Annotated in this window: 20 protein-coding genes; 6 read left to right on the forward strand and 14 right to left on the reverse strand. The window is 48.5% G+C overall.

Features of this window, described 5'->3' with window-relative positions:
• Nucleotides 1-75: 75 nt before the first annotated feature.
• Together mltF and BM359_RS12795 are read right to left on the reverse strand one after the other, a co-directional pair.
• Nucleotides 76-1,443 carry a membrane-bound lytic murein transglycosylase MltF gene (gene mltF, locus BM359_RS12790; RefSeq protein WP_054491253.1) on the reverse strand — a complete coding sequence of 456 codons (1,368 nt, stop codon included), beginning with the start codon at nt 1,441-1,443 and terminating at the stop codon, nt 76-78.
• 1 nt (nt 1,444) lies between these two features.
• Complete coding sequence (locus BM359_RS12795; protein ID WP_054491254.1) at nt 1,445-2,728, reverse strand: amidohydrolase; 1,284 nt, start codon at nt 2,726-2,728, stop codon at nt 1,445-1,447.
• A 69-nt stretch (nt 2,729-2,797) separates the two neighbouring features.
• On the opposite strand from BM359_RS12795, the gene tadA reads away from it, so the two are divergent.
• A complete protein-coding gene (gene tadA / locus BM359_RS12800) occupies nt 2,798-3,271 on the forward strand; it encodes a tRNA adenosine(34) deaminase TadA (protein WP_074930894.1) in 474 nt (157 codons plus the stop codon).
• Here tadA and BM359_RS12805 read toward each other — a convergent pair.
• The 3 genes from BM359_RS12805 to BM359_RS12815 all read right to left on the reverse strand — a co-directional run bounded on the left by BM359_RS12805 (nt 3,264) and on the right by BM359_RS12815 (nt 11,176).
• Nucleotides 3,264-4,652: a Na+/H+ antiporter NhaC family protein gene (locus BM359_RS12805; RefSeq protein WP_054491255.1), complete on the reverse strand. Its 1,389-nt coding sequence runs from the start codon at nt 4,650-4,652 to the stop codon at nt 3,264-3,266. The genes tadA and BM359_RS12805 overlap by 8 nt on opposite strands.
• Nucleotides 4,653-4,746: 94 nt before the next feature.
• Entirely contained in the window at nt 4,747-7,899 is a 3,153-nt protein-coding gene (locus BM359_RS12810) for a TonB-dependent receptor (protein WP_054491256.1), read from the reverse strand.
• Nucleotides 7,900-8,044: 145 nt separating this feature from the next.
• Nucleotides 8,045-11,176: a TonB-dependent receptor gene (locus BM359_RS12815; RefSeq protein WP_054491257.1), complete on the reverse strand. Its 3,132-nt coding sequence runs from the start codon at nt 11,174-11,176 to the stop codon at nt 8,045-8,047.
• A 439-nt stretch (nt 11,177-11,615) separates the two neighbouring features.
• Between BM359_RS12815 and BM359_RS12820 the strand changes: the two genes are divergently transcribed.
• Nucleotides 11,616-12,779, forward strand: coding sequence for an endonuclease/exonuclease/phosphatase family protein (locus BM359_RS12820; protein WP_234972506.1), 1,164 nt, complete (start codon nt 11,616-11,618; stop codon nt 12,777-12,779).
• Between the two features lie 110 nt (nt 12,780-12,889).
• Complete coding sequence (locus BM359_RS12825) at nt 12,890-13,414, forward strand: hypothetical protein (protein ID WP_054491259.1); 525 nt, start codon at nt 12,890-12,892, stop codon at nt 13,412-13,414.
• 155 nt (nt 13,415-13,569) lie between these two features.
• Here the strand turns inward: BM359_RS12825 and guaA are convergent, their stop codons facing one another.
• From guaA to BM359_RS12850, 5 genes are all read right to left on the reverse strand, one after another.
• Entirely contained in the window at nt 13,570-15,147 is a 1,578-nt protein-coding gene (guaA, locus tag BM359_RS12830) for a glutamine-hydrolyzing GMP synthase (RefSeq protein ID WP_054491260.1), read from the reverse strand.
• A gap of 11 nt (nt 15,148-15,158) precedes the next feature.
• Nucleotides 15,159-16,628 (reverse strand): IMP dehydrogenase, encoded by a 1,470-nt coding sequence (gene guaB / locus BM359_RS12835; RefSeq protein WP_054491261.1) that lies wholly within the window; start codon nt 16,626-16,628, stop codon nt 15,159-15,161.
• 216 nt (nt 16,629-16,844) lie between these two features.
• The gene (locus BM359_RS12840) at nt 16,845-17,198 is read right to left on the reverse strand and encodes a hypothetical protein (protein ID WP_054491262.1); all 354 of its coding nucleotides are present in this window, start codon (nt 17,196-17,198) and stop codon (nt 16,845-16,847) included.
• 9 nt (nt 17,199-17,207) lie between these two features.
• The gene (gene brnA / locus BM359_RS12845; protein WP_054491263.1) at nt 17,208-17,441 is read right to left on the reverse strand and encodes a type II toxin-antitoxin system BrnA family antitoxin; all 234 of its coding nucleotides are present in this window, start codon (nt 17,439-17,441) and stop codon (nt 17,208-17,210) included.
• Nucleotides 17,428-17,694 carry a BrnT family toxin gene (locus BM359_RS12850; RefSeq protein ID WP_054491264.1) on the reverse strand — a complete coding sequence of 89 codons (267 nt, stop codon included), beginning with the start codon at nt 17,692-17,694 and terminating at the stop codon, nt 17,428-17,430. Before BM359_RS12850 ends, brnA begins: the two co-directional genes overlap by 14 nt.
• Before the next feature lie 253 nt (nt 17,695-17,947).
• Here BM359_RS12850 and BM359_RS12855 point away from each other — a divergent pair, with 253 nt between their 5' ends.
• The 3 genes from BM359_RS12855 (at nt 17,948) to BM359_RS12865 (ending at nt 21,490) form a co-directional block, all read left to right on the forward strand.
• Nucleotides 17,948-18,217 carry a helix-turn-helix domain-containing protein gene (locus tag BM359_RS12855; protein ID WP_054491265.1) on the forward strand — a complete coding sequence of 90 codons (270 nt, stop codon included), beginning with the start codon at nt 17,948-17,950 and terminating at the stop codon, nt 18,215-18,217.
• The gene (locus BM359_RS12860; RefSeq protein ID WP_054491266.1) at nt 18,218-19,528 is read left to right on the forward strand and encodes a HipA domain-containing protein; all 1,311 of its coding nucleotides are present in this window, start codon (nt 18,218-18,220) and stop codon (nt 19,526-19,528) included.
• A gap of 207 nt (nt 19,529-19,735) precedes the next feature.
• Nucleotides 19,736-21,490, forward strand: coding sequence for a DUF5666 domain-containing protein (locus BM359_RS12865; RefSeq protein WP_054491267.1), 1,755 nt, complete (start codon nt 19,736-19,738; stop codon nt 21,488-21,490).
• A gap of 2 nt (nt 21,491-21,492) precedes the next feature.
• Here the strand turns inward: BM359_RS12865 and cysQ are convergent, their stop codons facing one another.
• The 4 genes from cysQ to BM359_RS12885 form a co-directional block, all read right to left on the reverse strand.
• Nucleotides 21,493-22,227 (reverse strand): 3'(2'),5'-bisphosphate nucleotidase CysQ, encoded by a 735-nt coding sequence (gene cysQ, locus BM359_RS12870; RefSeq protein ID WP_054491268.1) that lies wholly within the window; start codon nt 22,225-22,227, stop codon nt 21,493-21,495.
• The gene (cysC, locus tag BM359_RS12875; protein WP_327077537.1) at nt 22,220-22,828 is read right to left on the reverse strand and encodes an adenylyl-sulfate kinase; all 609 of its coding nucleotides are present in this window, start codon (nt 22,826-22,828) and stop codon (nt 22,220-22,222) included. The genes cysQ and cysC overlap by 8 nt, the downstream gene beginning before the upstream one ends.
• A gap of 91 nt (nt 22,829-22,919) precedes the next feature.
• Nucleotides 22,920-23,411: a S8 family serine peptidase gene (locus tag BM359_RS12880; protein WP_054491270.1), complete on the reverse strand. Its 492-nt coding sequence runs from the start codon at nt 23,409-23,411 to the stop codon at nt 22,920-22,922.
• Nucleotides 23,412-23,435: 24 nt separating this feature from the next.
• Nucleotides 23,436-25,706: a S8 family serine peptidase gene (locus tag BM359_RS12885; RefSeq protein WP_054491271.1), complete on the reverse strand. Its 2,271-nt coding sequence runs from the start codon at nt 25,704-25,706 to the stop codon at nt 23,436-23,438.
• Nucleotides 25,707-25,734: the final 28 nt, after the last annotated feature.

Below are 25,734 nucleotides of genomic sequence, written 5' to 3' on the forward strand. Positions count from 1 at the left end.
CTCTATATTGGCACATTGCGATGCCGCTTAGGAGGGAGGGGACCATCTCATCAGGCTACATCACAGGGCATCAGGCTAAAGCCGTCCTTGCTCATCAAGATATTTTAGTGTGTCGTAAAAACGACGAATGTTACCGACATAAGTTACCGGTTCATTTCCGCGCGCAAAGCCATAGCGGGTATGACGGTAAAATTGTTTTTGCCGAAGCAGGGGTAAACGCTTCTTCACATCAACCCAACGGTCCGGATTGCCGCCCTGACGCTCCGTTATTATCCGTGCATCTTCTAAATGCCCGAAGCCTATATTATAGGCAGCTAATGCGAACCATGTCCTGTCCGGTTGAGGAATTCTTGCCGGAACCCGGTTCAGCATGCGCTCCAAATAACGAGCACCACCGCGAATACTCTGCTCTGCGTTCAATCGGCTCTTAACCCCCATAGCCTTGGCTGTAGGCAGGGTTAGCATCATCATGCCCCTAACGCCGGTGGGCGATACGGCACGCGGGTTCCACAATGACTCCTGGTAAGAAATTGCTGCCAGCAGGCGCCAGTCGAGCGAACCTGAGTGTTCTTTAAAGGTTTCCTGGTAAATCGGTAATATTTTATCAACGGCTTCAATAAATAAGCTGGTGGTCACATAGTTAAATTGTTTTACATGACCAAAGTGCTGCTCTTTAATGTGCGCCAGCCGACCGCTTCCACGAATTTCACCAAAATACTCCACCACGGCAGAAAACAACGAGTCATCGTCGCCCTGCGGCAGAGCCCAGGCAATGTCCTGATCATGCTTTACGGTAAAGGCCACGCTTAAATCCGGGTGAAAGCGCCGTTGAATATCCAGCGCCGTACTGTCCGTTATGGTGTAGTCAATTTCTTCATTAATCACCATTTGCAGTAACTCTACTGCATCATGGTCACGAGTGGCGCGCCAGTTCAGGGTAGGAATGCTGTCGCCTAAACTTTTCAGAAACTCATGGTGAGAGCTGCCTTCCACCACCACAATTTCGCCATCGGTAATTTGCTGCAAGTCCCGTGGACGCTGCCGCGAGCCCTGCTTGAACACCACTTTCTGGCTAATCACATCGTACGGAGGGCCAAAACGAAACAGACGCGCCCGTGTTGAGGTGCGGTCAATCCCGGCGGCGACAATATCAATTTCACCCCGGCGCAGCATAGTGAAAAGATCATTCACATCAAACCGCGGCACCATTTCCAGCTCAACACCTAAGCGATCAGCAAAGCGTTTTGCTAAGTCGTATTCAAAACCTTGCTCACGGTCATGATCAAAATAATAACTGGTGGGGTTCATTAAGGTTCCCACCCGCAATACCTGACGTTCCTTAACAACGGCCATGGCATCGGGGCGGGTTTGAGGACTGCAGGCCGTTATTAAGCTAACGGCAAGCAGTAAAAAAGCGAACAGCGATACTGCAGACTTCGGCATATTAGAGTGATTCCAGCGCCCAATTCACATAAAGCTCAGTACCGGTTTTCAGCGCGTCTTCGTCGGCATAGAAGTGCGGCGAATGGTTACTGGGCTCGTTGGCCATATCACGCTCCGGAGGCGTAACACCTAAGAATACAAACATGCCCGGTACTTCCAGTGCGTAATAAGAGAAGTCTTCCGCGCCGGTTACTAACGGCACTTCCTGCACTTTATCGGCACCGGCAACCGCTTTAGTCACTGGCAGCATCTGCTCAACTAAGTCTGCGTCGTTGCTGGTTACCGGGTAACCCAGGTCAACGTGCACATGGGCTTCAGCACCATTCGCTTCTGCGGTTTTTTCTGCAGTAAGCTTCAGCTTATCGTGAATATCCGAACGAATATCCATGTCAAAGTTGCGGATAGTACCAATTAAGGTGACTTCATCGGGAATGATGTTGTTACGCACACCACCTTCAACAATACCAAAGGACAATACCGCAGGTGCCTTAGTAATATTGGTCTGACGACTAATAATAGTTTGTGCGTTATTAATAATTTGCGCAGACGTCACAATAGGATCCACACCGCCCCAGGGGGTTGAACCATGTGTCTGCTTACCTTTTACTTTAATTTCAAACTGGTCAGAAGAAGCCATCAATGGGCCCTTACGATAACCCACATGCCCTGTCGGGAAGCCTGCCCAAACATGAATACCAAACACTTTTTCCGGCTTGTTGTCCGCAAACAGACCTTCTTCCAGCATCAGTTCAGCACCGCCCTCTTCACCTTCAGGCGCACCTTCTTCTGCCGGCTGGAAAATAAACATCACATTACCGGCTAACTCGTCTTTCATTTCAGCCAGCTTTTCAGCCGCACCCATTAACATAGCTACGTGGGTATCGTGTCCGCAGGCGTGCATAACACCCACTTCGTTACCGCGATACTCAGACTTTACCGTCGACTTAAACGGCACGTCGGTTTGTTCAGTGACCGGCAGTGCATCCATATCGGCACGCAGCGCAATGGTAGGGCCGGGTTTACCACCTTTAAGCATGCCTACAACACCGGTATGCGCAACACCGGTCTCCACTTCCATACCCAGAGAACGTAAATGCTCAGCCACCATTTTTGCGGTTTCGAATTCACGGTTGCTCAGTTCAGGGTTAGCATGAATATGGCGGCGCCATTCAATAACTTGAGCTTCTAAATCACTGCTGACTTTTACCGGCGACTGTTGCGCCGCCGCTTGTGCGCTAAAACCAAAGCTGCTGGCCAGCATCAAGCTAATAACGAGCTTTTTCATTGTTCTCTCCTGCATAAGTGCGGATTGTTGTTCTGGTACTGGGTAATATCCTGCGCTAAAATCGCCGCCATGACAACCGATGAAATCTACATGCAGCGAGCATTAGAGCTTGCTGAACAAGCGCAAAAAGCCGACGAAGTGCCCGTTGGCGCGGTGTTGGTCATGGATGGTGAAATTGTTGGCGAAGGTTACAATCAGGTAATTTCTTTGTCCGACCCTTCCGCCCATGCCGAGGCTCAGGCTATTCGCGCAGCAGGTCAGGCTATCGATAACTATCGGTTGGTCAACTCTACCCTGTACGTCACTTTAGAGCCCTGCGCCATGTGTGCCGGTCTGATAACCCATGCCCGTGTTAAGCGCTTAGTCTTTGGTGCCACCGACCCGCGTACCGGCGCTACCGGCACCGCCATTGATGTCATTAATCACGCATCGATGAACCACAAAGTTGAGGTTCAAAGCGGCGTACTGGCAGAAGAATGCGGCGATATTTTACGACGCTTTTTCCGCGCCCGTCGCAAGTCCGCTAAGCTCAGCACTAAATAAGCATACCCGTTATTGCATAAGCTACGGTTGCGCCTAACCCGGCCAGCAACGCATAGGGCAACTGGGTTCGAACATGATCAATATGCTCAACCCCCGACGCCATAGACGCAATAATGGTGGTATCTGAAATGGGTGATGCATGGTCACCAAAAATTCCGCCGGAAATTGCCGCCGCAATAAAGGGGGCAGCCGGTAAACCCAATGTCATTGCCAGTGGAATAGCCAGTGGCAGCATGATGGCAAAGGTGCCCCAGCTGGAGCCAATAGAAAACCCGGTAATAGCGGACAAGACAAAAATGAGCGGCAGCAGCATCCATAATTGCACGGAACCGTCTAATGCAGCGGCCAGAAACTCGCCGGTACCTAAGTCACGGGTTAAACCACCCAGCGCAATCGACAACCACAAAATAACCGCCAACGGCAGAATATTCCACGCCCCTTTTAACAGGTAGCGGCCAACGTCTATCAAGCTTACCGGTTGCGTCATTAACGTACCCGCCACCGCAAGGCCCAATGCCACATATATAGCAATGAACACACTTAAAGTACCGTTACCGTCCACTAATACACCGTTTCCGGTTATCAGCAGCATGACAGGTACCATCACCACTAAAGAGATCAGACTGGTCATCACCACCGCAGTGCCTTTACCAAAGGTGGCCTCTTCATCCGGACCGTCGCCCCAGGTGTTTTGGGACACCTGATCAGGCACCGCATTCTTTTCAAACGCTTTCATTGGGCCAATATTCCAGTCGAACAAAGCCACAAACAACGCCAGCAATACCGCAAAAATGGCATAAAAGTTAAAGGCTATAGACTGAATGAACACCAATAACGGTTGGTCAACACCCTGGTTCGAAATTAGCGTTAAATTAAACGCCCCCCAGGCATTTAAAGGAATAAGAATACAAATGGCCGCACAGGTTGAATCCACAATATACGCCAGTTTTTCACGCGCTATGCCCAGGCGGTCATAAATAGGTCGTGAGGTTGTGCCCGAAATCATAATGGTCACGTTAGACTCAATGAATACCACAACGCCCAGAATCCAGGTCATTAAGCGGGCCCGGCGTTTACTTTCAATCCACTGTTTACGCTCTAGCTTTAAGACAAACTGTTTAAAGGTGCCGCCGTTTTCCAACACCCCAAATAAAGCACCAATGCCCAGCGTAAAAAACCACACCAGCATATTACTGGGGTCAACAAGGGTGTCCCAGGTGCTGTTCAGTGTTCCATAAGCGATATTTTCGGGAGCCGGCCAGAACAACAGAATATTGGCCAGAATAATGCCGCCAATAAGCGCCAGCAGAACTTTTCGGGTAACAATGGCAAATACAATTGCCAGCAAGGAAGGTAAAAGACTGGTCCAGCTCAGTTCCATTGGGTCAGCTAATTAGTGTTTGATAAAGGGAGATTAAAATAATAAACCGCCGCGGGCAATACCAGCGACGGTTTATTCATTCGACGTAAAACAATCAGAACTTGTATTCTACGCCTAAACGTACAGACCAGAGCGAAGGTGCACCGGCGCGAGACTGAACATTGCTGATGTCCCGGAACGAGTTGTACTGATACTGACCCGCATCGTTAATTTCAACGTCAGCTACAGTCACCGCACGTGGGAAGCTCGCTTCGTAAAGCACGCCCCAGTCGTCGTTCAGCATGTTACCTAAGTTTTCAATGACGAAGAACGCGGACGCCTTATGCTCGTCCATAAAGCCCGGAAGCTCCTGCTCAATGCGCAAATCAACTTTGGTCCACCATTTGCTGTTGAACTCGTTACGCGGCGCAATACCACCTGCGTACTTGCTCAAGCCTGACTCTTCCAGAAAGTCGAAGAATGCTCCGGTTTCAAACGGGTTACCGTCACCGTCAGTACCAATTGCAAAGTTCGGATCATCCAGGCCTGTCGGTACGTACAGCAAGCTACGGCCCTGATACGCCACTTCACCAAAAGGACCATCGCTCATTGTGTAAGAGAACGGACGGCCTTTGTTGCGCGTACCAAATAAGGTCACCACAGTGTTGTAGCCATCAAAGAACTCTTTGGTGTAGTTCGCTTTAAAGGTAAAGCGATGCGGAATTTCGTAGTTCGAAGTCGCAACCCCCGGGTTCTGAGCGTTAGCCGTTGCCAGGTTGGTGTAGTTAGAGAACGACACCGAACTGGTCATTGGGTTAACATCTTCCGCCTTGTTATAGGCGTAACCAAAGGTCCAGTCCAGACCAAAGTCATGCGACTTACTTAACGCCAGTGAAACCGTGGTTTGTGAACCAGAATCACCATCAACATTCGTCAGCAAAAAGTCATCGCCCTGGTCACGTCCGTCAGTGGACATCTCATCAAAAATTGGACGCCCGTCCGGTGCCGTATCAACCGTCTCCAGACCCAGGTTATAGATAATCGCCGCATCTTTCTTATCGGTGTATAAGAAGTCCGCCATCAAAATATAGTCATCCGGCAGGGTGTAAGTTGCGCCTAATGCGTACTTCCACTCTTTCGGTAGCTCGAAGTTAGGGTCCATTGTGTTAATCGGGCCCTGACCGCTGGCGTTAGCCACTTCGTCGTACATTTCCTGAGGAACGTCAAAAATTGGGTTGCCGTCGCCAGTATGCGGTACATCAAATAATGACTCTCCGGAGAAATCGCGGAAGGCCTCATACTGAGTCACGCCATTATTCGAGTAGTTGTTAGAGATCCACACATTAGGGTTACCACCGGAATACAGGCCAACACCACCACGGACTTCTAATTCAGGGTTAACAAACCAGTTGAAGCCAAAGCGTGGTTGCAGTAAGTCCTGCCCGTCCATGTTCTGCTGATTAGAGAACCCATAAAGTTCCTGAGTTAACGGGTTGTTCACCGGGTAGTCATCGCTGGTATACCAGTCGTAACGCAAACCGTAGGTGAAGGTAATATCCATTGGTGCGTAGTAATATTCGTCCTGAACGTATGCCGTGTTAACCGCGTAAGCAAATTCAGCAGCAGCGTCCTGAGGGTTGTTGGTACCCGCGGCACTTTCATAGATAGCCGCGTACGGTGTGCCGGCTTCAAAGTCATCGATAGAACCGAAACGGTACTCACCTTCTGCTTCCTGAACAAAGAGGTTAAACACATCGTACTCTTCACGCTCAATACCCGCAGAGATAATGTGATCACCCAGTAAGTAGGTGCCTTTCAATTTAAAGAAAGTGGTGTCATATTTCAGTTTGTTGGCATGACGAGAGTCATCCGCCCCTAAATACACAGTTGCGTCGTTAACACCAATCTGAACTTCACCAAAGTCGGTACCACCCAAAGGACTTACACGGGCATCCAGCTCAGAATAACCCACACGCGTTTCAGTCGAGAAGTTATCACCCCAGTCCGAGTATAATTCACCCACATAAGAGGTGAACTTAGAGCCACGCTCGTAGAAGTGGTTAGAGAACTCCAGCTCGTCGGAGTCGCCGTCTGACTCTGCAATAGAGTAGCCATCGTTGTAGTTGTAGGTTAATGACGCACGGTGAGCATCGCTAATGTACCAGTCCAACTTGGCCAGGAACTTCTCATCTTCCACCGGTAGGCTCGCCGGGAACCCGCCCGGATTATAGCCATAAATATTCTGTGCAATATCGGCAATACGCTCAACGTCGGCCTGAGTCACACCGGCAACTTCGGTCGCTGCACCAGAACCTTCCGGACCGCGATCAAAAGTGTCAGAGCCTTCCAGCTTCTCATAAGAAGTAAAGAAGAACAGTTTATCTTCAATGAAGGCACCACCAACATTAAAGCCATAACGTTTCTCGCTAAAGTCACCAATATTAATGGTGTCGCCTTCTAATTCGTCGCCCTGCAAAGAGTCGTTGGTGTAGTCGTAGAAGACGCCGCCGAACATTTCGTTGTCACCGGTTTTGGTCACAGCATTAATGTTACAGGCGGTAAAGCCGCCGTATTGCACGTCAAATGGTGCAAACTCAACCGCAACCTGCTCAATCGAGTCGTAAGAAAACGGCATGCGTTCTGTCGGGTAGCCACTGCTGTTAAGGCCAAAGTTGTCGTTCATGCGAACGCCGTCAACGGTCAGGCTGTTAAAGCGCGGGTTAGCACCACCGCACTGAATGTCGCCGGCATTGGTTTCGTTAATGTAAATACGCGGGTCAATGCGCACCACATCTTTTAAGTCACGGTTTGCAGCCGGTGCATTTTCCAAATCTTCTAAATTGAAGTTCGCAGCCGGACTGTTACTGCCATACAAAGCGTTACTGGTCATAGAGCCGGTTACACTTAAACGCTCCATGTCCGCCTGGCGCTCCAGCATCACGTTCACATTTTGTGAGTCGCCTAAAGTTAGATAAACATCTTCGACAACCTGGGTGCGCCCTTCAGGGCCTTCAACCACCAAGGTGTAAGGACCACCAACCGGCAGACCACGTGAAGAGAATGTCCCCTGCTCGTTAGAGCGTAAGGTTTTGACACTGCCAGTACGCTCATCTCGTAACTGGATGGTTGCATTTGAAACCACCTGCCCTGACTCAGTGGTAACAACACCGCGCAAGCTTGAAGAGGTTTCCTGCGCCACGGCTGAACCTGCTAACCCCATTGCTATGGCGGCAGCTACAGCAGTGCGCTTAAAAGTCGTGTTAAACATAGTTTTGTTCTTCCCGGTTTTGTTTTGGTTTTACTACAAATAAGGGTATAGCTTATTTGTGACAACTCTGTGAACTTTGCTCAAAAAAAAGCCGCACTTAAGGTGCGGCTTTCGTTATTCTTTAGCTGTTTCACTCAAAGCGAAATTAGAAGGTGTATTTAACACCCAGCTTCAGGCGCCAGGTAGACTCTTCAGCTTCGAAGATACTCCAGTCGTTATAACCAAAGAATGACTCGGCATACATGTAACGACCCTGGTCATCAAGACCGGCAAAGTCTACAACCGACTGGTTAGTGTACTGCTGACGCAATACTTCACCTTTTGAACTGTCGATAAGGTTCAACAGGTTATTAACGGTAATGTAGAAAATACCTTTATGGTCTTCTGCAAAGCCAGGTACTTCTTGCTGGAACTGGAAGTCCAGGTTAGTAACCCAAGGTGAACGACCTGTACCTTTCGGTGCAAAGCCACCCGCGTACTGCTCTAAACCAGCGTCACGGAAGTAAGCCATGGCTTCTTCGTACGACAACGGGCTCTCAGGGCTGAATGCGGGGTCATCCGCGCCAGTCGGGATGTATGGCAGGTAAGAGCCACCACCCTGGAAGTATGGCTGGTCACCGAAGTCACCATCGTTATACATACCCATGGTGTAACTGAACGCAGTACCCGAGCGACGGTTGAAGAATAAGTTAAACTTAGACGCGTAACCGCTAACAAACTCAGTGCTGTAACCTAATGCAATTTTCAGGCTGTGCTCAACCTGATAGTCAGCAGTACCAAGCAATGCCTGGTTACGGTCACGAACAATGTTGTACTGGTAGTTTGAAGTCGCAGTAGACGACGTACCCGGGTTACCTTCTTCGATGTCCTGGAAGGTGTAAGCAGCGTATGCGTTAAAGCCGCTATCCCAGGCTTTAGACAATGAAGTTGTTAACAACCATGCTTTACCGGTTTTGTCTTCGTTAGTCAGCTGCAGGTCATAATGGCCACTAGGTGCAGTTGGGTCACACGGCTCATAAATGTTGATGCCTGCTGCAGTTTCATCAGCAACACAGCGTGAGATATCAATCCACTGGCTGTTGTCTGTCATCCACTTACGAGTAACTTCAGCCGTTGCCTGGAAGTTATCACCAACACTAGGAATGTCGAAACGGTAGTCAACACCTACACGAGCAATCCAGTCAGACGGAATGTCGTAGTTAGGATCGATGCTGTTAGTGTCACCGTCACCGGCTTCCATGCTGTCCAATACCGCTTGCGGAATTTGTGCAGGGTTTTGGTTTTCCAGATACTGATCTTCTGATACCTGGTCACGGTCAAACTGTACCAGAGTATAGCCGTCGTTAGAGAACGAGTTTGAGATCCAAACATTTGGACGACCACCAGAGAAGCGACCGAATCCGGCACGAACGACCATGTCGTCAGTAGCGAACCATTTGAAGTCAACGCGCGGTAAGAAAATGCCTTTACCGTCTAAGTTTTCCTGGTTGCTGTAGCCATAACGGTCAACAAAGTTCTCGTTTAATGTTGGCTTGTCATCAACCATGTAAGTTTCGTAACGAACACCCAGACCTAATTCCATTGTATCGTTCAGGTACCAGTTGTCCTGTACGTACAAGTTCAGCATGCCTAACTCAAAGTTAGCGGCTGCGTCAGTCGCGTTGTTGGTGTATGCGTTCTCGTAGAAGAACTCATCGGCAGTACCGGCTTCAAAGTCATCAATTGACTCGTAAGACCAGGAACCTAAAGAGTTACGTACAAACACGTTGTAAACATCAACGCTGTCATACTCACCACCGAACTCAATTTCGTGGTCGCCGACCAGGTAATCGAATTTCGCGCCAATTTTGAAATTATCGTTTTCTAACTGGTTAGCGTGGCGGTTTGAATCAGGACCAAAGTTAAGAGTGCCATTTTCAGTACGGACGCTCACGTCACCAAAGTCTTTGGTTACCAAGCCAGAAATTGCTTCAACCGCTTTGTGGCTGGCATAAATTTCACTTGAAAGGTCACCACTCCAGTCAGCAAACCAGGACAAACGGAACAGATCCATGTTTTGCTGGTAGTCATACCAGTTAGTGTCCAGGTTTAAAGAGTTCTGGCTACTGCTAACGCCGCGCAGGTTGTTACCTTCAGTGCGGTTATAAGTTAACGCAACACGGTGATCGTAGTTGACGTTCCAGTCCAGCTTAACCAACAAGTTGTCATTTTCGGTATCACGGACAGTGTCCCAGTTACCAATATCGAAGCCGTACTGAGTTTGTGCAATTTCGCGAACACGGTTGTACTCTTCCTGAGTCACGTTGCTGTCGTTCGGTGCGCCAGCGCCTGCAGGACCGTACTCAATTTGTGCCGGTTCTTGTGCATTTTCGTAGTTAACGAAGAAGAAAAGCTTGTCTTTAATGATTGGACCGCCAACCGCAATACTGTACGTATCACGTTCGTAATCCAATGGAACTTCCTGACCACTTTCAGGGTTTTCCGGGTCACCTGCCCATGCGTCGCTCATGCGCTCGTATGTAAGCGAGCCTTCAAATTCATTAGAACCTGATTTAGTCACCGCATTAATACGGCCACCAGAGAAGCCGCCCTGAGAAGCGTCAAACGGTGCCATATCAACAGCAACCTGCTCTACTGCATCAATTGAAATAGGTGAGCGCTGGGTTGGGTAACCATTACCGTTCAGACCAAAGTCATCGTTTACACCAACACCATCAATTGAGATAGAGTTGAAACGCGGGTTAGAACCACCAATACTCATTGGTGCTTCGCTACCTGATAATAAGTTAACGTAAGGGTTTAAACGTGCCACTTCTTTTAAGTCACGGTTAAAGGTCGGCGTATTTGCAATGTCATCTTCGCCGAAGAAACTGCTGCTACCGCGGTTTTCACCACCTAAAATCGCCGCGCCAGAAACTTGAATACGCTCCATGTCGGTTGATTCAAGCTCAGCATTAATACGGTAAGATTCGCCCAGCGTTAAGTACACGTCTTCGTATACTTTGCGGCCATTTTCACCTTCAATAACGATAAGGTAAGGACCACCGACTCGCAGACCTGAGTTCGCGAAAGCACCAGACTCGTTGGTTGTCGCAACGGAACGAGTTCCGGTTGGAATGTGAATAATTTCAACACGTGCGTTTGCCGCAACGTCGCCAGATGCAGTAACAACGTTACCACGGACAACTGACGATGTATCTTGTGCAACAGCTACACCGCTAAGGCCAAAAGCGATAGCAGCTGCAACAGCTGTACGCTTGAAAGTGGAGTTAAACATAGTTTTGTTCTTCCCGGTTTTGGTTTTGGGTTTTTAAGCACGAATGAGGGTAAAGCTCATTTGTGACAATTTCGTGAAAGGTTTGAAAAAAAACAGAAGAAGCGAAGGAACTTTTTTGCGAAGACGGGAGAGAGAAATGAGTCGTTCGCTGAGTATTCGATGACGAGCCGCGGCACAATAGCTGATTCATTACCGGAAAGCTCATGACCTGATAAGAGTCAAAAGTGCGGCAAGAGGTCGGAGCTGTATGGGATGCGGCTGAATTCATTACGCTTCTAAGACATTTGTGTGTCAGATATGTGACATATTTTAATCAAAATCTTTGCCCTTGCCTAGTCATTCGGGAACCTTTATTCTCTTCAATTGTCTTAGGCTGCTCTCTAACGGTTATTCCATGGGCTTTATGCGGTTTTTTGTATTTTTAACATTCGTTGTCTTTATGATTCCTACCTCTTTTTACGCCACAGCAGGCTCCGGTAAAAGTGAACCTGAAACAATAAGGGTTGCTACCTTTAATGTCAGTATGGATGCGTCTAATTACTTAAGTGAAAATGAACTACCAACATTAGACGGCTCGCCATTACCGGAAATACTGCAGCAGGGTCACGAGCAAATACGGGGTATTGCTGAAATTCTTCAGCGCGTACGTCCTGACATTGTGCTACTGAACGAGTTTGACTACCTTGACCCTCAAGTTGGCGTTAACGTCTTTCAAAAAGACTATTTAGCGGTTTCACAAAATGGCCAGCAAGCCATTGAGTACCCCTACGCTTATACCGCCCCGGTAAACACCGGCGTGCCCTCACCTTTTGATTTAAACCGCGACGGTAAAAAGGAAAGCACCGGCATAGATGCCTGGGGCTTCGGCTGGTATCCCGGTCAGTACGGTATGGTCATACTGTCGAAGTACCCGCTGTTAACCGATAAAGCGCGCACCTTTCAGCACTTTTTGTGGAAAGACATGCCCGGACGTCACATTCCTTACGTTATGAATGAACAGGAACAGCCGACTGACGAGCAATGGTACTCCGATGAAATCATGGCGCAGTACCCGTTAAGCTCTAAATCACACTGGGATGTCCCGGTAAAAGTGGGCGACCGGGTTATTCATCTGTTAGCGGCGCACCCTGTACCACCGGCTTTCGACGGCCCGGAAAACAGCAATGGTATGCGTAACTTCGATGAGATCCGCTTATTTGCCGACTACCTCACGCCTGGCAGTGACAACTACCTTTACGACGACAACGGCGTGCGCGGCGGGCTTAGCGAGAATGAAAGCTTTGTTATTCTGGGGGACATGAACGCTGAAGCCGGTTCCGGTGGCGTCGACGGTGCCATTGAGCAGCTACTGGACCACCCCCGGGTTAATGACGTAAAGCCACAAAGTCAGGGCGGACAGCAGCACTCTCCCAATAACGGCAACTCGCAGTACCATACCGCCGCCTGGCGTAAGCGCGTTGACTACGTACTTCCTTCTGACGACTTAATTGTAAAAGACGCCGGCGTGTTCTGGCCTGTCGATGATGAACCCGGCAGCCAGCTAATGAATAAGCGCAGCGCCTCTTCCGACCACCGTTTGGTTTGGTTAGATATCGTTAAATAAACACCAAACACCTCTGCAGCCCTTTATTTTACTGAACCTTTACAGTTGAAGGGCTGTTGAAATCCTCCTTAGGTGCCATAATGAAGTTATTGTATCCAAGGAGGTAAACTATGAAAAAGCTCATACTATCAACAGCGTTACTCGCAAGCAGTTCGTTTGTGTTTTCAGCAGCCACTCAGGCTGACAATCTGAACTACATCAGCGGTGGCTTTTCCGATTTCTACGACTCCGACTTCTACGTCGAAGGCTCCACCACCATCGCCCCTAACTGGGTCGGCGAAGTTCAGCTAACCGACATGGGTGACTACTCACTTCGCGCTGGTGCTAAGTACTTCCTGGACATGGGTGCTGGCAAACAGTTCAACACCTTCTTAAAAGGCGGTGTTAGCCACTATGACTTTGAATACGGCGACGACACCAGCGCTTATGCCGGTATTGGTGCTATGACCAAACTCAGCCAGCAAACGACAGCTATTGTGGACGCAGGCTATGACTGGGGCTTAGACGGCTTCGCATCAGTAGGCGCACGTTTACGCTACGCCTTTACTGAACAGTTCTCTGCTGACGCCGGTTTCCGCGGAAACTTCAACAGCATCGACAACGAAGTTCACCTCGGCGTGACTTACAACTTCTAAGTTAATTAAATAAGTAGATATTGGCGTTACGCCGTTGCAGGAAAATCTGGAGAAAGTGCGCAGCGCCATGGATGGCGCTGCCCAAGCCTTACAGAGATGTACTTGCTGGCGTCTTTCGGAAGATTTCCTGCAACAGCCAGCCAATATTTCTCGGCTTATTCCCACTCAATGGTGGCGGGTGGTTTGCCCGAAATATCATAAGTGACACGGGAAATGCCGTTCACTTCATTAATAATCCGGTTCGATACCTTCTCTAATAATTCATACGGCAAATGTGCCCAGCGCGCAGTCATAAAGTCGATGGTTTCTACTGCACGAATGGCAATAACCCAGTCGTATTTACGCTGATCACCCATAACCCCAACCGAACGTACCGGCAGGAATACCGCGAAAGCCTGGCTCACTTTGTTGTACCAGTCCGCGTTATGCAGCTCTTCAATGAAAATTGCATCGGCACGGCGCAGTAAGTCACAGTATTCTTTCTTAATTTCACCCAGAACACGAACACCAAGACCTGGCCCCGGGAACGGATGACGGTAAAGCATGTTGTAAGGTAAGCCTAACTCAAGCCCAATTTTACGCACCTCGTCTTTAAACAACTCACGCAATGGCTCAACCAAACCTAACTTCATGTCTTCCGGCAGGCCACCAACATTGTGGTGCGATTTAATCACGTGCGCTTTGCCGGTTTTAGAGCCCGCAGACTCAATTACGTCCGGGTAAATGGTGCCCTGCGCCAGCCAGTCTACTTCGGTCAGCTTACCGGCTTCTTCATCAAAAATCTCAATGAAGGTATTACCAATAATTTTACGCTTCTTCTCCGGGTCGTTCTCGCCCGCCAAAGCATCTAAAAAGCGATCTTCTGCACGTACCGGCAAAATGTTCAGGCCATAGTGGTCACCAAACATTTCCATTACCTGCTCCGCTTCGTTTAAGCGCAACAAGCCGTTATCCACAAACACACAGGTAAGCTGATCACCAATAGCACGGTGCAGCAGCATGGCCGTTACCGACGAATCGACTCCGCCCGACAGGCCTAAAATGACCTTATCAGTACCCACTTGTTCACGAATGCGTTCAATGGCGTCATCAATGATCTTTTCCGGTGTCCATTGCTTCTCACAACCGCAGATATCGCTGACAAAATGTTCCAGCATACGCATGCCCTGACGTGTATGAGTCACTTCCGGGTGGAACTGAACACCATAAAACTGACGTTCTTCGTCAGCCATTGCCGCATACGGGCAATAAGAGGTTTTCGCTACGGTGTGGAAGCCTTCCGGAATCATTTCCACTTTGTCACCGTGGCTCATCCATACATCCAGCAACGGCGCGCCAGACTCAGACACAGCGTCTTCAATGGCTTTAAACAGCGGGCTTTGCTCTACCAACTCAATTTGTGCGTAACCAAATTCACGCTCAAGCGAGCACTGCACGGAGCCACCCAGCTGATGGGCCATAGTTTGCATGCCGTAACAAATACCAAATACCGGTACACCAGCATTAAACACATATTCCGGCGCACGTGGTGAGCCTTCTTCTGCAACGCTTTCCGGACCACCGGATAAAATAATGCCTTTAGGCGCGAAGTCCCGAATATCGGCTTCATCAACGTCCCATGCCCAAAGCTCACAGTAAACGCCAATTTCGCGAATACGGCGGGCAATCAGCTGCGTGTACTGAGAGCCGAAATCTAAAATCAATATTCGGTGATCGTGGATATCTCTAGTCATTAGTCATCCTGTTACGAGCTACGGTAATTCGGTGCTTCTTTGGTAATGTGCACATCGTGTACGTGTGATTCGCCCATGCCGGCGGCGGTTACTTTCACAAACTGCGGCTTGGTGCGCATATCTTCAATTGTCGGACAACCGGTTAAGCCCATAGCTGAACGCAACCCGCCCATTTGCTGATGGATAATCGCAGAAATAGGTCCTTTATAAGCTATGCGTCCTTCAATACCTTCCGGCACCAACTTGTCAGCTTCATCGCTTTTCTGGAAGTAACGGTCAGACGAGCCATTGCGCTGATTCATTGCGCCCAGGCTGCCCATGCCGCGGTATGATTTGTAATAACGGCCCTGGTAAAGCTCAACTTCACCCGGCGACTCTTCAGTACCGGCCAACATGCTACCCACCATGACGCAGTGCGCGCCGGCAGCCAGAGCTTTAGCAATGTCTCCTGAGAAACGAATACCACCATCGGCAATAATCGGTACACCAGAGCCTTTAATGGCATCTACAGCGTCACTAATAGCGCTAATTTGCGGCACACCACAACCAGTAACAATACGTGTCGTACAAATTGACCCCGGGCCAATACCCACTTTCACTGCGTCAACGCCCGCTTCAACCAGCGCCTTAGCGCCTGCGGCCGTTGCTACGTTACCGGCAATAATTTGTAAGTCAGGGTAGTCTTTACGAGTTTTCTTAACCCGGTCCAGTACACCCTGCGAATGTCCATGCGAGGTATCAATAAGCAGTACATCAACGCCCGCTTCAACCAGTAACTGAATACGCTCTTCCGTACCGGCACCAACACCCACTGCTGCACCCACGCGCAGTGAACCCAGCTCGTCTTTACAGGCGTTCGGTTTGTTTTCGGCTTTTTCAAAGTCTTTCAGGGTGATCATACCCTTCAGCTTGTGCGCGTCATCCACAACCAAGATCTTTTCAATGCGGTGTTTGTGCATAAGCTGCAGTATTTCTTCGCTTTCTGCGGTTTCATGCACAGTGACCAGGCGGTCATTACCCGTCATTACGTGGCGGATTTCTTTGCTGTCATCGTCTTCAAAACGTGTGTCACGGCCGGTAACAATACCGACTAAATCACCATTACCTTCAACCACAGGAAAACCCTGAAAACCATGCTCGGCAGTCAGTTGTTTAATTTCACCAATGGTGGTTGTAGGTTGCACAGTAACCGGGTCAGAGACCATGCCACTTTCGTATTTTTTCACTTTACGAACGTGCGCGGCTTGTTGCTCTGCGGTCATGTTTTTGTGGATAAAGCCAAGGCCGCCTTCCTGCGCCAATGCAATAGCCAGTGCCGATTCAGTAACGGTATCCATCGCGGCCGAAACCAGCGGGACATTCAGGGTAATTCCACGCGTTAATTGCGTGCGTAAATCAGCGGTATGGGGGAGAACTTCGGAATGACCGGGAACGAGCAAAACGTCGTCAAAGGTCAAGGCTTCTTGGGCAATTCGCAGCATGTGCAACACTCCGTGACTGGATTCATGTTGCGGGTGGATTTTACCCGTTTTTGCTACCGGGCGCAAGGAAAATTAATGAATGCTTGGGTATGTATTGCGGATCTGGCCGGACGCCGTGAATCCATCCATGGGGGCTTACGTAACGCCATCCATGGCGTTACATACCGGCCTGCTCCGCAATACATACCGTGAATCGCATTCATTAATTTGTCAGCGTTACGGTATCCAGCAAACGCCACCTTTCAACTGCGGTTCCGGCTCCGGTATATGCTCACAGGTTGAATAGCCCGTTTTTGCATCTTCTTTGGCTTTTTCGTTATAACGGTGAATAGCGTCCAGCAGTGCTCTTTCATCTGTTACAGTTTCACTGCTGTAAACCACATAGCCTTCCGGGCCACCGCAAGCCTTTTTGCCCACAGGCAACACTTTACAGCTTTCTATGCTCTGCGCTGTTGGTGTGCCAATTAGGCTCTTTATGTCGGCCATGGTTACCGGCTCATCCGACGCTGACTGGGCGCTGCTGCAACCGGCTAAAAACAGCGTTGTAATAAAAGCTGCGAATAATTTCATAGACCTCTCCTAGACATTCCTTTGAATTTGTTCAAGCCGCTCTGCTAACCAAACTTTAATAATAGATTGTCTCGTTACACCAATTCGAGCAGCCTCTTCATCTAAAGAGTCTAGCATCCATTCAGGAAAGTCGACATTTACTCGCTTTTGTTTACGCATGGGTCTTTTCGACTTTTCCAGTTCAAGCTCATCAATGACGTCTTCATCCGAGTCAAACTTTTTGTCAAATTCACTCGCTTTCATAAAGCTTCACCTCACTATATCTAGAGCGTCTAACAGAAATAATCCTAATAGCTCTTAAGCGATAAGTAATTACAGCTGACCAGTGCTTTCCTTTATACTTGGCTATAACTAAATAACGTTCTTCATCTTGAGTTTTAGCCGGAATTTCAATTAACTCAGGGTCATTCCAAAGAGATTGAGCAGCGTAAAAATCAATTCCATGCTTTTGCAAGTTTGATAAACTTTTTGCTCCATCAAATTCAAAAGCTAACATCAAATATATACCATATATAAATAAAAATTAAGCTTAAATGGTATTAAAACATCATTATCAAATCATCTGACGAAAGCGTATTTGATGATCAGATATTGCATCAACGGTAGAAACATAAAAATCTTCGATACTGAGTAATATACAGGTTCAGTTACACCCAAAACCAATTAATAACCGATACCAGTTAATTTATATTGATAAACACCAAAAACCACCTATAATCACTTAAATCGGTGAATAAAAGGAGGGTGGTATGCCTAAACGCGTTAAAGCAACGGAAGCGCCTAATGTACCTGCAATTACCTGCCCAGAACTATTAGGTCAGCTTATTAAAGCTAAGCGTACAGGAATGAAGCTTAAACTTCGTGACTGTGCTGCATTGTGCGGCGTTGGCGTCAATACCTTGTCGCGTCTTGAGCGTGGCAACCCCAACACCACTCTGGCCGCAGCCTTTTCTGTGCTACAAGGCCTGGGTATTCAATTAACAGTAAAGTCAGACACTTCAGCCGAGGAGTGGGTGTAAATGCTGCATTCTGTTAATATCCGCTACGGAGAAAAAGTTGTTGGTCATATCGGTCTTAGTGAAGTAACCAAACTTCCGGTTATAGAGTACCAACAACACTGGAAAGGAAACGGCTTCCCTATCTCGCCTTCACTTTCCCTAGAGGGCTCTCATACACCAGCTAGTGTCTATAACTACCTGGATAACTTACTCCCCGAAGGAAAAGCCAGGGAGCTACTTGCACAAAACCTTGGCGTCAGCGAAAAGAATGTCTTTGCTCAGGCTTTAGCTCTGGGTCAGGATGTATCCGGAGCCTTTGCATTCACTAATCAGGAAACTCCTACCCAGCCCATATTCCGTGAAGTTCCACACAGCGAACTCATAGAGCGTCTTGAGCAAAAGGAAGACTTTGGACTGCTGCACTGGGACGACAAACCGCGCTTAAGTGTTGCAGGTGTGCAGGACAAACTTAATGTTTATATCAGTCCTGATGGTCAAATGGGTTTTGGCGACGGTACCTTATCATCAACCCACATTCTTAAGTTTGAAAAAGCAAATTTGCCACATTTAGTGCTAAACGAATTCATTTGCATGCAGCTGGCTACGCTTTCGGGCTTGCCAACCGCAGAAACAGAATTTAAACGCTTTGACAAATTTCCCGCTCTTCTGGTCAAGCGCTTTGACAGGCATTACCACACTAACGCGGAAAAAGTCTTGCGGCGTCATGTTATCGACGGATGCCAGGCACTGGATCTTCCACGCGACTATAAATATGAACGCAATTTTGGTGACAGTCGCGACGTAAAACATATTCGCGATGGCGCCAGCCTCACAGGGCTTTTTAGCTTTTGCCAGGCCTCACCCAGCCCGGCTCAAAATACCATGCAACTTTTGCAATGGCAGCTATTTAATCTGATGATCAGTAACTACGACAGCCACGCTAAAAACGTATCATTTTTCTGGGGTCGCAACAGTTGCAGCTTCACGCCAGGCTACGATTTAGTTAACGTCGCCATGTTCCCCCAGTTTAAACAAGCGCTAGCTATGGCAGTAGGTGATGAGTTTGAGCCTGACCATATACACGCCTACCAGCTTGCAGACTTTGCAGAGAGTTGTGGCTTAAAACGCCCACTGGTGATCGAGTCACTGCGTGAATTATCGGCTAAAGTCCTTCATGTAATCAGCACCCAGGACCTGTCAAAAGAGCTTGAGCAACAAAAGCTTATTTCGGCAGAAGAAAAAGACTATATCGCGCAGCTAATTGAACACATCAAAGCTCGCACATTGCATTTACAGAAGTGTGCCAATAATATCGCCGATGTAACCCTGTAGCCTGGCACTTGTGTCAGGTGAGATATCGTACCTGACGTAAACGTCAGGCTACACAACTAAGGTTAGAATTTTTATAACAAAAACCTAACGTAACAAGCATTCAAAATATTCAAAAATTCCTCTGGCATTGGCTAAAACCATCCGCTAAGGTTGAAGGTACCGACACTGCACTTAGGTGTTTTAGAAACAACAACAAGAGGTACAACCATGCGTTTTAAACAGTCTCTTTTAGTCTTAGCAATATCGGGCGCGCTTACGGCGTGCGGCGGAAGCTCAAGCGACTCTCCCAACGACAATACAAGCGGTGGAGGCAACAATACCGACGACGGCACTGCAACCACTACAACAACGGTAGTTAGTGAGGGTGTGATCACAGGTTTTGGCAGTGTGTATGTCAATGGACAACGGTATCGATCAGAAAATGCTGAAATTGCTGTAGGTAACTCCCCTGCGGCAGATGAAGCCCAGTTAAAAGTGGGTATGGTTGTTACCGTTGCTGCTTCTGCGTCAGACGATGGTGAAGACCCGGACGCGCAGCAAATTCGCTACGAGGAACACCTGCAAGGCCCGGTCTCATTCATTGACCGTGAAGCAGAACAAATTGAAGTGCTGGGCCAGACCATTCTCTTTGATGACCTGACCGAGTTTGATGAAACCGATATCGAGACTTTGTCGGTGGGTGATTTCATTGAAGTCAGCGGCTACATCAACGACGAAGGCAGCTTTTACGCGACGCTTGTTGAGCTGGAAACCGAAGAAACTGAAATTAAGTTAAAAGGCGAAATCGCCAATCTGGATACCGATGCTCAAACCTTTTCTTTAGCGGAGCTGACTATCGACTACTCTGCGGCGGAATATGACGACATGACCGCGGACGACCTGGCCGACGGCCTGTTCGTAAAAGTAGAAGGCGATGATTTCGACGGCGACACTCTAACACTCACAGCCAGCAGTATCGAAAACAAAGAAGAAAACGACATAGATAACGACGCCGAAGAAGTCACCATTGCGGGTATCGTTAAAGATTACGACAGTGAAAGCGGCGTATTTAGCGTTAACCGGTACCAGTTCACCCTTAACGAGGACACCGAGTTTGATGACGGCAGTTTAGACACACTTGCCAATGGCGTTATCGTAAAAGTTGAAGGTCGCTTTGAAAGCGAACAATTAATTGCCGAAGAAATTGAGTTCAAGGCCACTGACGCCCGCAGCAAAACCGAAGGCCAGGTGACTGACCTCAACGCCGACAACGAAACCTTTGTTATTGACAACACCACGTTCAGCGTAACACCTGAAACGCAATACGAAGACGAGTCCGGTTTAGACGAACGCAGCTTTACTTTCGATGACATTGCCGTGAACGACTGGCTAAAAGTCATTTCACGTCAGGACGACCAGGGCACTACCATTGCACTTAAAGTAAAACGTATTGACCAGGAAGACCGCGAAGGTGAAGTCAAAGGTCGTGTATCTGATGTCAGCGCAGAAGGTATGACCATAGCGAACGTTGCTGTCGGATTTAACGAGAACACTGAGTTTGAAGGTGAAGACGACAGCATCAGCATTGAACGTTTTATCGAGCTGGTTCAAAGCAACCCGGCCGTTATCGTTGAAGTTGACGGCGAATACGACGGCGACACGCTAATTGCCGCAAAAGTAGAAGTTGAAACTGTAGGTGGCCAAGACGGCGACGATGATGGCGACGACAACGATGACAGTACCGGAAAAGCCGAGTTTGAAGGCGAAATAGAGTCAATCGAAGGCGACAGCGTTTTCGTCAACGGCAATGAGCTGCGCTTTGCAGAAGACGCCGACTTCGAACTGAACGACGAAGAAGTTGATTTACAAACCTTCTTTAATGCTCTTGAAGTGGGCGTTGTTATTGAGGTAGAAGGCGTCTGGGTCGACCAAAGTTACATCAAGGTAACTGAGGCCGAACTTGAAACCAATGACGAGGAATAACATCAACGCGCAATAAAATGCGGGTTTAGATAATCCTCTTTTTGGTTATACAGCAGCGGGTCGCCGGTAACAGTTGTTACCTGCCCACCCGCTGCGCTTAATACCGCATGAGCTGCTCCGGTATCCCACTCACACGTTGGCCCTAAGCGCGGGTAGATATCCGCTTTACCTTCAGCCACCAGGCAAATTTTCAGTGAACTGCCCATAGGCACCATTTCATATGACTTACCTAAAGCATCCAGCCAGTCAATGGTTTCCTGCGAAGGGTGAGAGCGAGAGCCCACAACACGCAGAGTTTCCGGCTCTTTTGTTGCTACCGAAATGGCTTTGTCATTTAAAAAGGCGCCGCGGTCACGTTCACCGGTATACATGGCATCCAGTACCGGCGCGTAAACCACACCCATAATGGGCACGCCCTTTTCAATTAAGGCAATGTTCACGGTAAATTCGCCATTACGTTTAATAAACTCTTTGGTGCCATCCAGCGGGTCAACCAACCAGTAACGACACCAGTGCTTACGCTGCTCCCAGCTAATGTCTGACGACTCTTCCGAAATAATCGGGTACTGGGTGTCAAGCGCACGCAAGCCATCACAAATAACATTGTGGGCGGCTAAATCCGCCTTCGTCAGCGGGCTGTCATCGCCCTTCTTCTGCACATCAAAGTCATCACTTTGGTAAATGTCCATAATGGCCGCGCCTGCGTCGCGGGCAATGGTTTTTAATTCGTTAAGCATAAATAATCCCGTTATCCTTTAAATACTGCACCACTTGTTCAGCGGCTTGCTCAATGTCCATTTCATCGGTTTTTAAATGCACTTCAGGCTGCCCTGGCGCCTCATAAGGCGACGATATACCGGTAAAATGCGGAATATCACCGGCGCGTGCCTTTTTATACAGACCTTTCGGATCACGCTGTTCGCAAATCTCTAACGGCGTATCCACAAACACTTCAATAAAACGTTCGCCTGTCAGTTCACGTGCCTGCGCACGGTCAGCAATAAAAGGCGAAATAAACGCCGTACCCACAATCAGGCCCGCGTCCAGAAACAGGCGGCTGACTTCGGTAATGCGGCGAATGTTTTCCACTCTGTCAGTATCGTTAAAACCCAGGTCTTTGTTCAAGCCATGGCGCACGTTATCGCCGTCCAGCAAATAGGTGTGGCAACCCCGTTCAAACAGTTTGCGATCAACCGCGTTAGCAATAGTCGACTTACCCGAGCCACTTAAGCCCGTGTACCACAGCAGTGCAGGTTGGTGTTTTTTCTGTGTGACGCGGTCGTCATGCGTTACAGCGGCATCATGCCAGACAATGTTATCGACCATGGAATCGTTCATTCAAAAAGTGATGCCCAAATTGTACCGCAAAACAAATAAAAAAACCGCACCCGGCAGAAGCCGGATGCGGTTTTCATCACTACAACAAGAATTAACGTTTAATAACGTGCAACTCGTTACGAGGTTCAATAACCTCAATACGTGCAGCGCGAACTAAGTCGCTTCCGCGCAGTTTCTCAACCAGTTCGTTCAGGTCAGCGCCTTCTGGTGCTTTTAACAAGCCCAGTCCAGCACGCGAATCTTCGCTGACAACTGTCAGACCAAATTCTTGTGCAATGGCTGCTAAACCTTGCTCGCCAGCTAACACAGTCAGGTTGCCACTAATCTTTGCAACGTTACGTGTTACTTCGTTATACACTTCAACACCACCCGTTAACTTAGGTGATTTTACGTTAGAGCTTTTTTCCATCATACGGTAAGTGCCAAACGCACGTGCGTCCGATACCGTTGCTGGAAGTTCTGCTTTGCTGACACTCTTTTGGTTGTCAGTCGTCAGGCGGTCATCAACAGCCTGATCCTGAGCGATCACAGAGCCTGTCATCAATAAACCTGATGCAGCTAAAGCCATCATTGTTAATTTCATAACTTCTTCTCCTTTGCCTTGTTATTAATGACCAAACAAACGGACATTAACCTGATCAACAAGGCTGTTTTCCGTATTATTCAAGTACGTACCACGATCTTGACCGTTCGTATCAACAACACGAACTGTCCAGGTTCCGGCAGACGACTCGCCTAAAAATGCGTTGGTCAGTAACGGGCTGCTTGGGTGATAAATGTGGTCTAAATCACCACCAAGTGAACCTAAGCCTATGTAAGCACCTAACGACGTACGTGAGGTTGCAATCACTGACTTAGTACCGGCAGGTGACGTCACTTCAATAGCGATATCCGAACCTGCTGTCGTACCTGAAATCATACCCATGTAGGTTTCAGCCATTGCCATGTTACGCACTGACAAACCAAACTGCATACCTTCAATGGTCACGTCTTCTTCAACCGTAATTTCAATTGAAGCGCCGTCAGCATTGTTATCTGGTACAGCAACCGGAGTTTCTAATACAGTTTCTAGCCATTCAGTTTCAACTAGCTCTGGTAATTCGACCGAATCAGACATCGCAAGTTCAACTGCTGCGCCTGCGTCAGGACGACCAAAGCCGTATAAGTTGTTAAAGCTGAAACCAGCAGCGTTCTCAACCCAACCCTGGTGTGCAACGAAAGTACCGTCGCCAACAGTCAGTTCAATTGGAGCGTTGTCAGCATCAACCTGAGTAGCCGTCGCTGCCAGAATGTGACGAATTTCGCGCCAGCTTAACTCTGGATTAGCTTCAGCAATCAAGTTAACCACACCCGAGGTGTTCGGTGCAGCGGACGACGTACCGTTAAAGGTGTTGGTATAGTTACAGCTTAAGTTGCTGTCGTTATACTCACCCATTGGGTTATTGAACGGATAAACACGCTCGTGGAAGTTATCAATACCCAGGCCGGCAAAAAATGCACCGTTGGTATTCATGAAGCTGTCATATGATGCCCAGCCCGCATAACCACGAGTACAAGTTGTCTGGTCTGTGGTTACCATTGCTGGTTCAGTATCACCATATTCGCCAGCAGGCGCTGCGACAAACAGGTTAGAGCCAGCTGTTGAATAGCTCGTGTGGTTACCGTCGGTGTTTACTGCACCAATTGAAATGGTGTAGAAACTTGCGTTGCTTGAATCCCAGTTGCCGTCAAAACAACTGAATACACGGCTTGCGCCTTCAACCACGCCAGCTTGCTGTGCATTACACATCTCAGAGGCTTCCGGCCAGCTACCAGCGCTGACGAAAGAGTTACCCGCTGACTTAATGTTCAATGCGCCCAGTCCGTTACGCAACTCTTGAGTTGGGTAGCTGACAATCGTCTCATCAATTTCATCAGTGGCAAAAATAACAGGCGCCGTTGAACCGTAACTGCGGTTAAAGGTCACAACGTTATCGTTTACGCCGATACCAGAACCCGCCATACCATGGGCCATCATAAGGTTACGATCGGTCTGCGTACCTCCGCCACCCAGGTAGTTCATGCCAATCAAACTTGCGTTAGGAGAAACACCGCGTCCACCTAAACCGTTCCAGCCTTGTGCTGCAATCAGACCAGAAACCGATGTTCCGTGGTCACCGCCGTTGCCCAATACCGTTGGGTCAGTGCGGTCTCTTGCGCCATCAATAAAGTTGATTGAGCGACCCGGAAGAACGTTCATTTGTAAATCTTCATGGTCAATCGCTAAGCCCTGGTCAACCACGACAGAAATAGAACCTTCACCGGTAATACCGTGCTGGTATGCACCAGCCACGTTCAAGTCTTCGCCCGGAACCAGAATGCTTTCGTCAAAAAAGAAGACCGATGCCGCTTGCTCTTCAGTCCAGCCCTGAGCAACACGCAGTTCACGCCATGCTTCAAATACTGAATCAGCCATAGCAAAACCGGTTTGTCCGGTGTTACGTAAGTGCCACTGTTGATGCGCAAGAGGGTCGCCCTTAACGTTGTCGACAGTCACTTGTTGTGTTGTCGTTAATTCGCCGTCGCTAACACTAATGTTGATAGTCGCAGGCTCTGCACGCATAGGAGTGTATACAAAGCTACCGTCGCTGCTGATTTCAACAGAACCCGGAGCCGTATCCTGGCCTTCCGGTGTTACAACGCTAGCTGAATAAGTTAATTCGTCGCCATTAGGGTCAGTTGCCGTAACCTGTCCATGAACAGGCATCCACTGCTTACCTTCAGCTGCCACTTCCGCCGAAACGGTTGGCTCATAATTATCATCACTACCGCCACAGGCTGCTAAACCCATTACAACAGCAGCTGATAATGCCGTTAATTTAAATTGTTTAATTGGCATTTTTACCTCGTTTATTATTGTTCCCCTA

This window comes from Idiomarina abyssalis, assembly GCF_900116625.1.
In the GTDB taxonomy this organism is placed as follows: domain Bacteria; phylum Pseudomonadota; class Gammaproteobacteria; order Enterobacterales; family Alteromonadaceae; genus Idiomarina; species Idiomarina abyssalis.

Excerpts from the sequence above, each read along its gene's own strand:
- mltF (WP_054491253.1), bottom strand. The coding sequence starts at position 1,443 with ATGCCGAAGTCTGCAGTATCGCTGTTCGCTTTTTTACTGCTTGCCGTT.
- BM359_RS12795 (WP_054491254.1), bottom strand. The coding sequence starts at position 2,728 with ATGAAAAAGCTCGTTATTAGCTTGATGCTGGCCAGCAGCTTTGGTTTT.
- tadA (WP_074930894.1), top strand. The coding sequence starts at position 2,798 with ATGACAACCGATGAAATCTACATGCAGCGAGCATTAGAGCTTGCTGAA.
- BM359_RS12805 (WP_054491255.1), bottom strand. The coding sequence starts at position 4,652 with ATGGAACTGAGCTGGACCAGTCTTTTACCTTCCTTGCTGGCAATTGTA.
- BM359_RS12810 (WP_054491256.1), bottom strand. The coding sequence starts at position 7,899 with ATGTTTAACACGACTTTTAAGCGCACTGCTGTAGCTGCCGCCATAGCA.
- BM359_RS12815 (WP_054491257.1), bottom strand. The coding sequence starts at position 11,176 with ATGTTTAACTCCACTTTCAAGCGTACAGCTGTTGCAGCTGCTATCGCT.
- BM359_RS12820 (WP_234972506.1), top strand. The coding sequence starts at position 11,616 with ATGATTCCTACCTCTTTTTACGCCACAGCAGGCTCCGGTAAAAGTGAA.
- BM359_RS12825 (WP_054491259.1), top strand. The coding sequence starts at position 12,890 with ATGAAAAAGCTCATACTATCAACAGCGTTACTCGCAAGCAGTTCGTTT.
- guaA (WP_054491260.1), bottom strand. The coding sequence starts at position 15,147 with ATGACTAGAGATATCCACGATCACCGAATATTGATTTTAGATTTCGGC.
- guaB (WP_054491261.1), bottom strand. The coding sequence starts at position 16,628 with ATGCTGCGAATTGCCCAAGAAGCCTTGACCTTTGACGACGTTTTGCTC.
- BM359_RS12840 (WP_054491262.1), bottom strand. The coding sequence starts at position 17,198 with ATGAAATTATTCGCAGCTTTTATTACAACGCTGTTTTTAGCCGGTTGC.
- brnA (WP_054491263.1), bottom strand. The coding sequence starts at position 17,441 with ATGAAAGCGAGTGAATTTGACAAAAAGTTTGACTCGGATGAAGACGTC.
- BM359_RS12850 (WP_054491264.1), bottom strand. The coding sequence starts at position 17,694 with ATGTTAGCTTTTGAATTTGATGGAGCAAAAAGTTTATCAAACTTGCAA.
- BM359_RS12855 (WP_054491265.1), top strand. The coding sequence starts at position 17,948 with ATGCCTAAACGCGTTAAAGCAACGGAAGCGCCTAATGTACCTGCAATT.
- BM359_RS12860 (WP_054491266.1), top strand. The coding sequence starts at position 18,218 with ATGCTGCATTCTGTTAATATCCGCTACGGAGAAAAAGTTGTTGGTCAT.
- BM359_RS12865 (WP_054491267.1), top strand. The coding sequence starts at position 19,736 with ATGCGTTTTAAACAGTCTCTTTTAGTCTTAGCAATATCGGGCGCGCTT.
- cysQ (WP_054491268.1), bottom strand. The coding sequence starts at position 22,227 with ATGCTTAACGAATTAAAAACCATTGCCCGCGACGCAGGCGCGGCCATT.
- cysC (WP_327077537.1), bottom strand. The coding sequence starts at position 22,828 with ATGAACGATTCCATGGTCGATAACATTGTCTGGCATGATGCCGCTGTA.
- BM359_RS12880 (WP_054491270.1), bottom strand. The coding sequence starts at position 23,411 with ATGAAATTAACAATGATGGCTTTAGCTGCATCAGGTTTATTGATGACA.
- BM359_RS12885 (WP_054491271.1), bottom strand. The coding sequence starts at position 25,706 with ATGCCAATTAAACAATTTAAATTAACGGCATTATCAGCTGCTGTTGTA.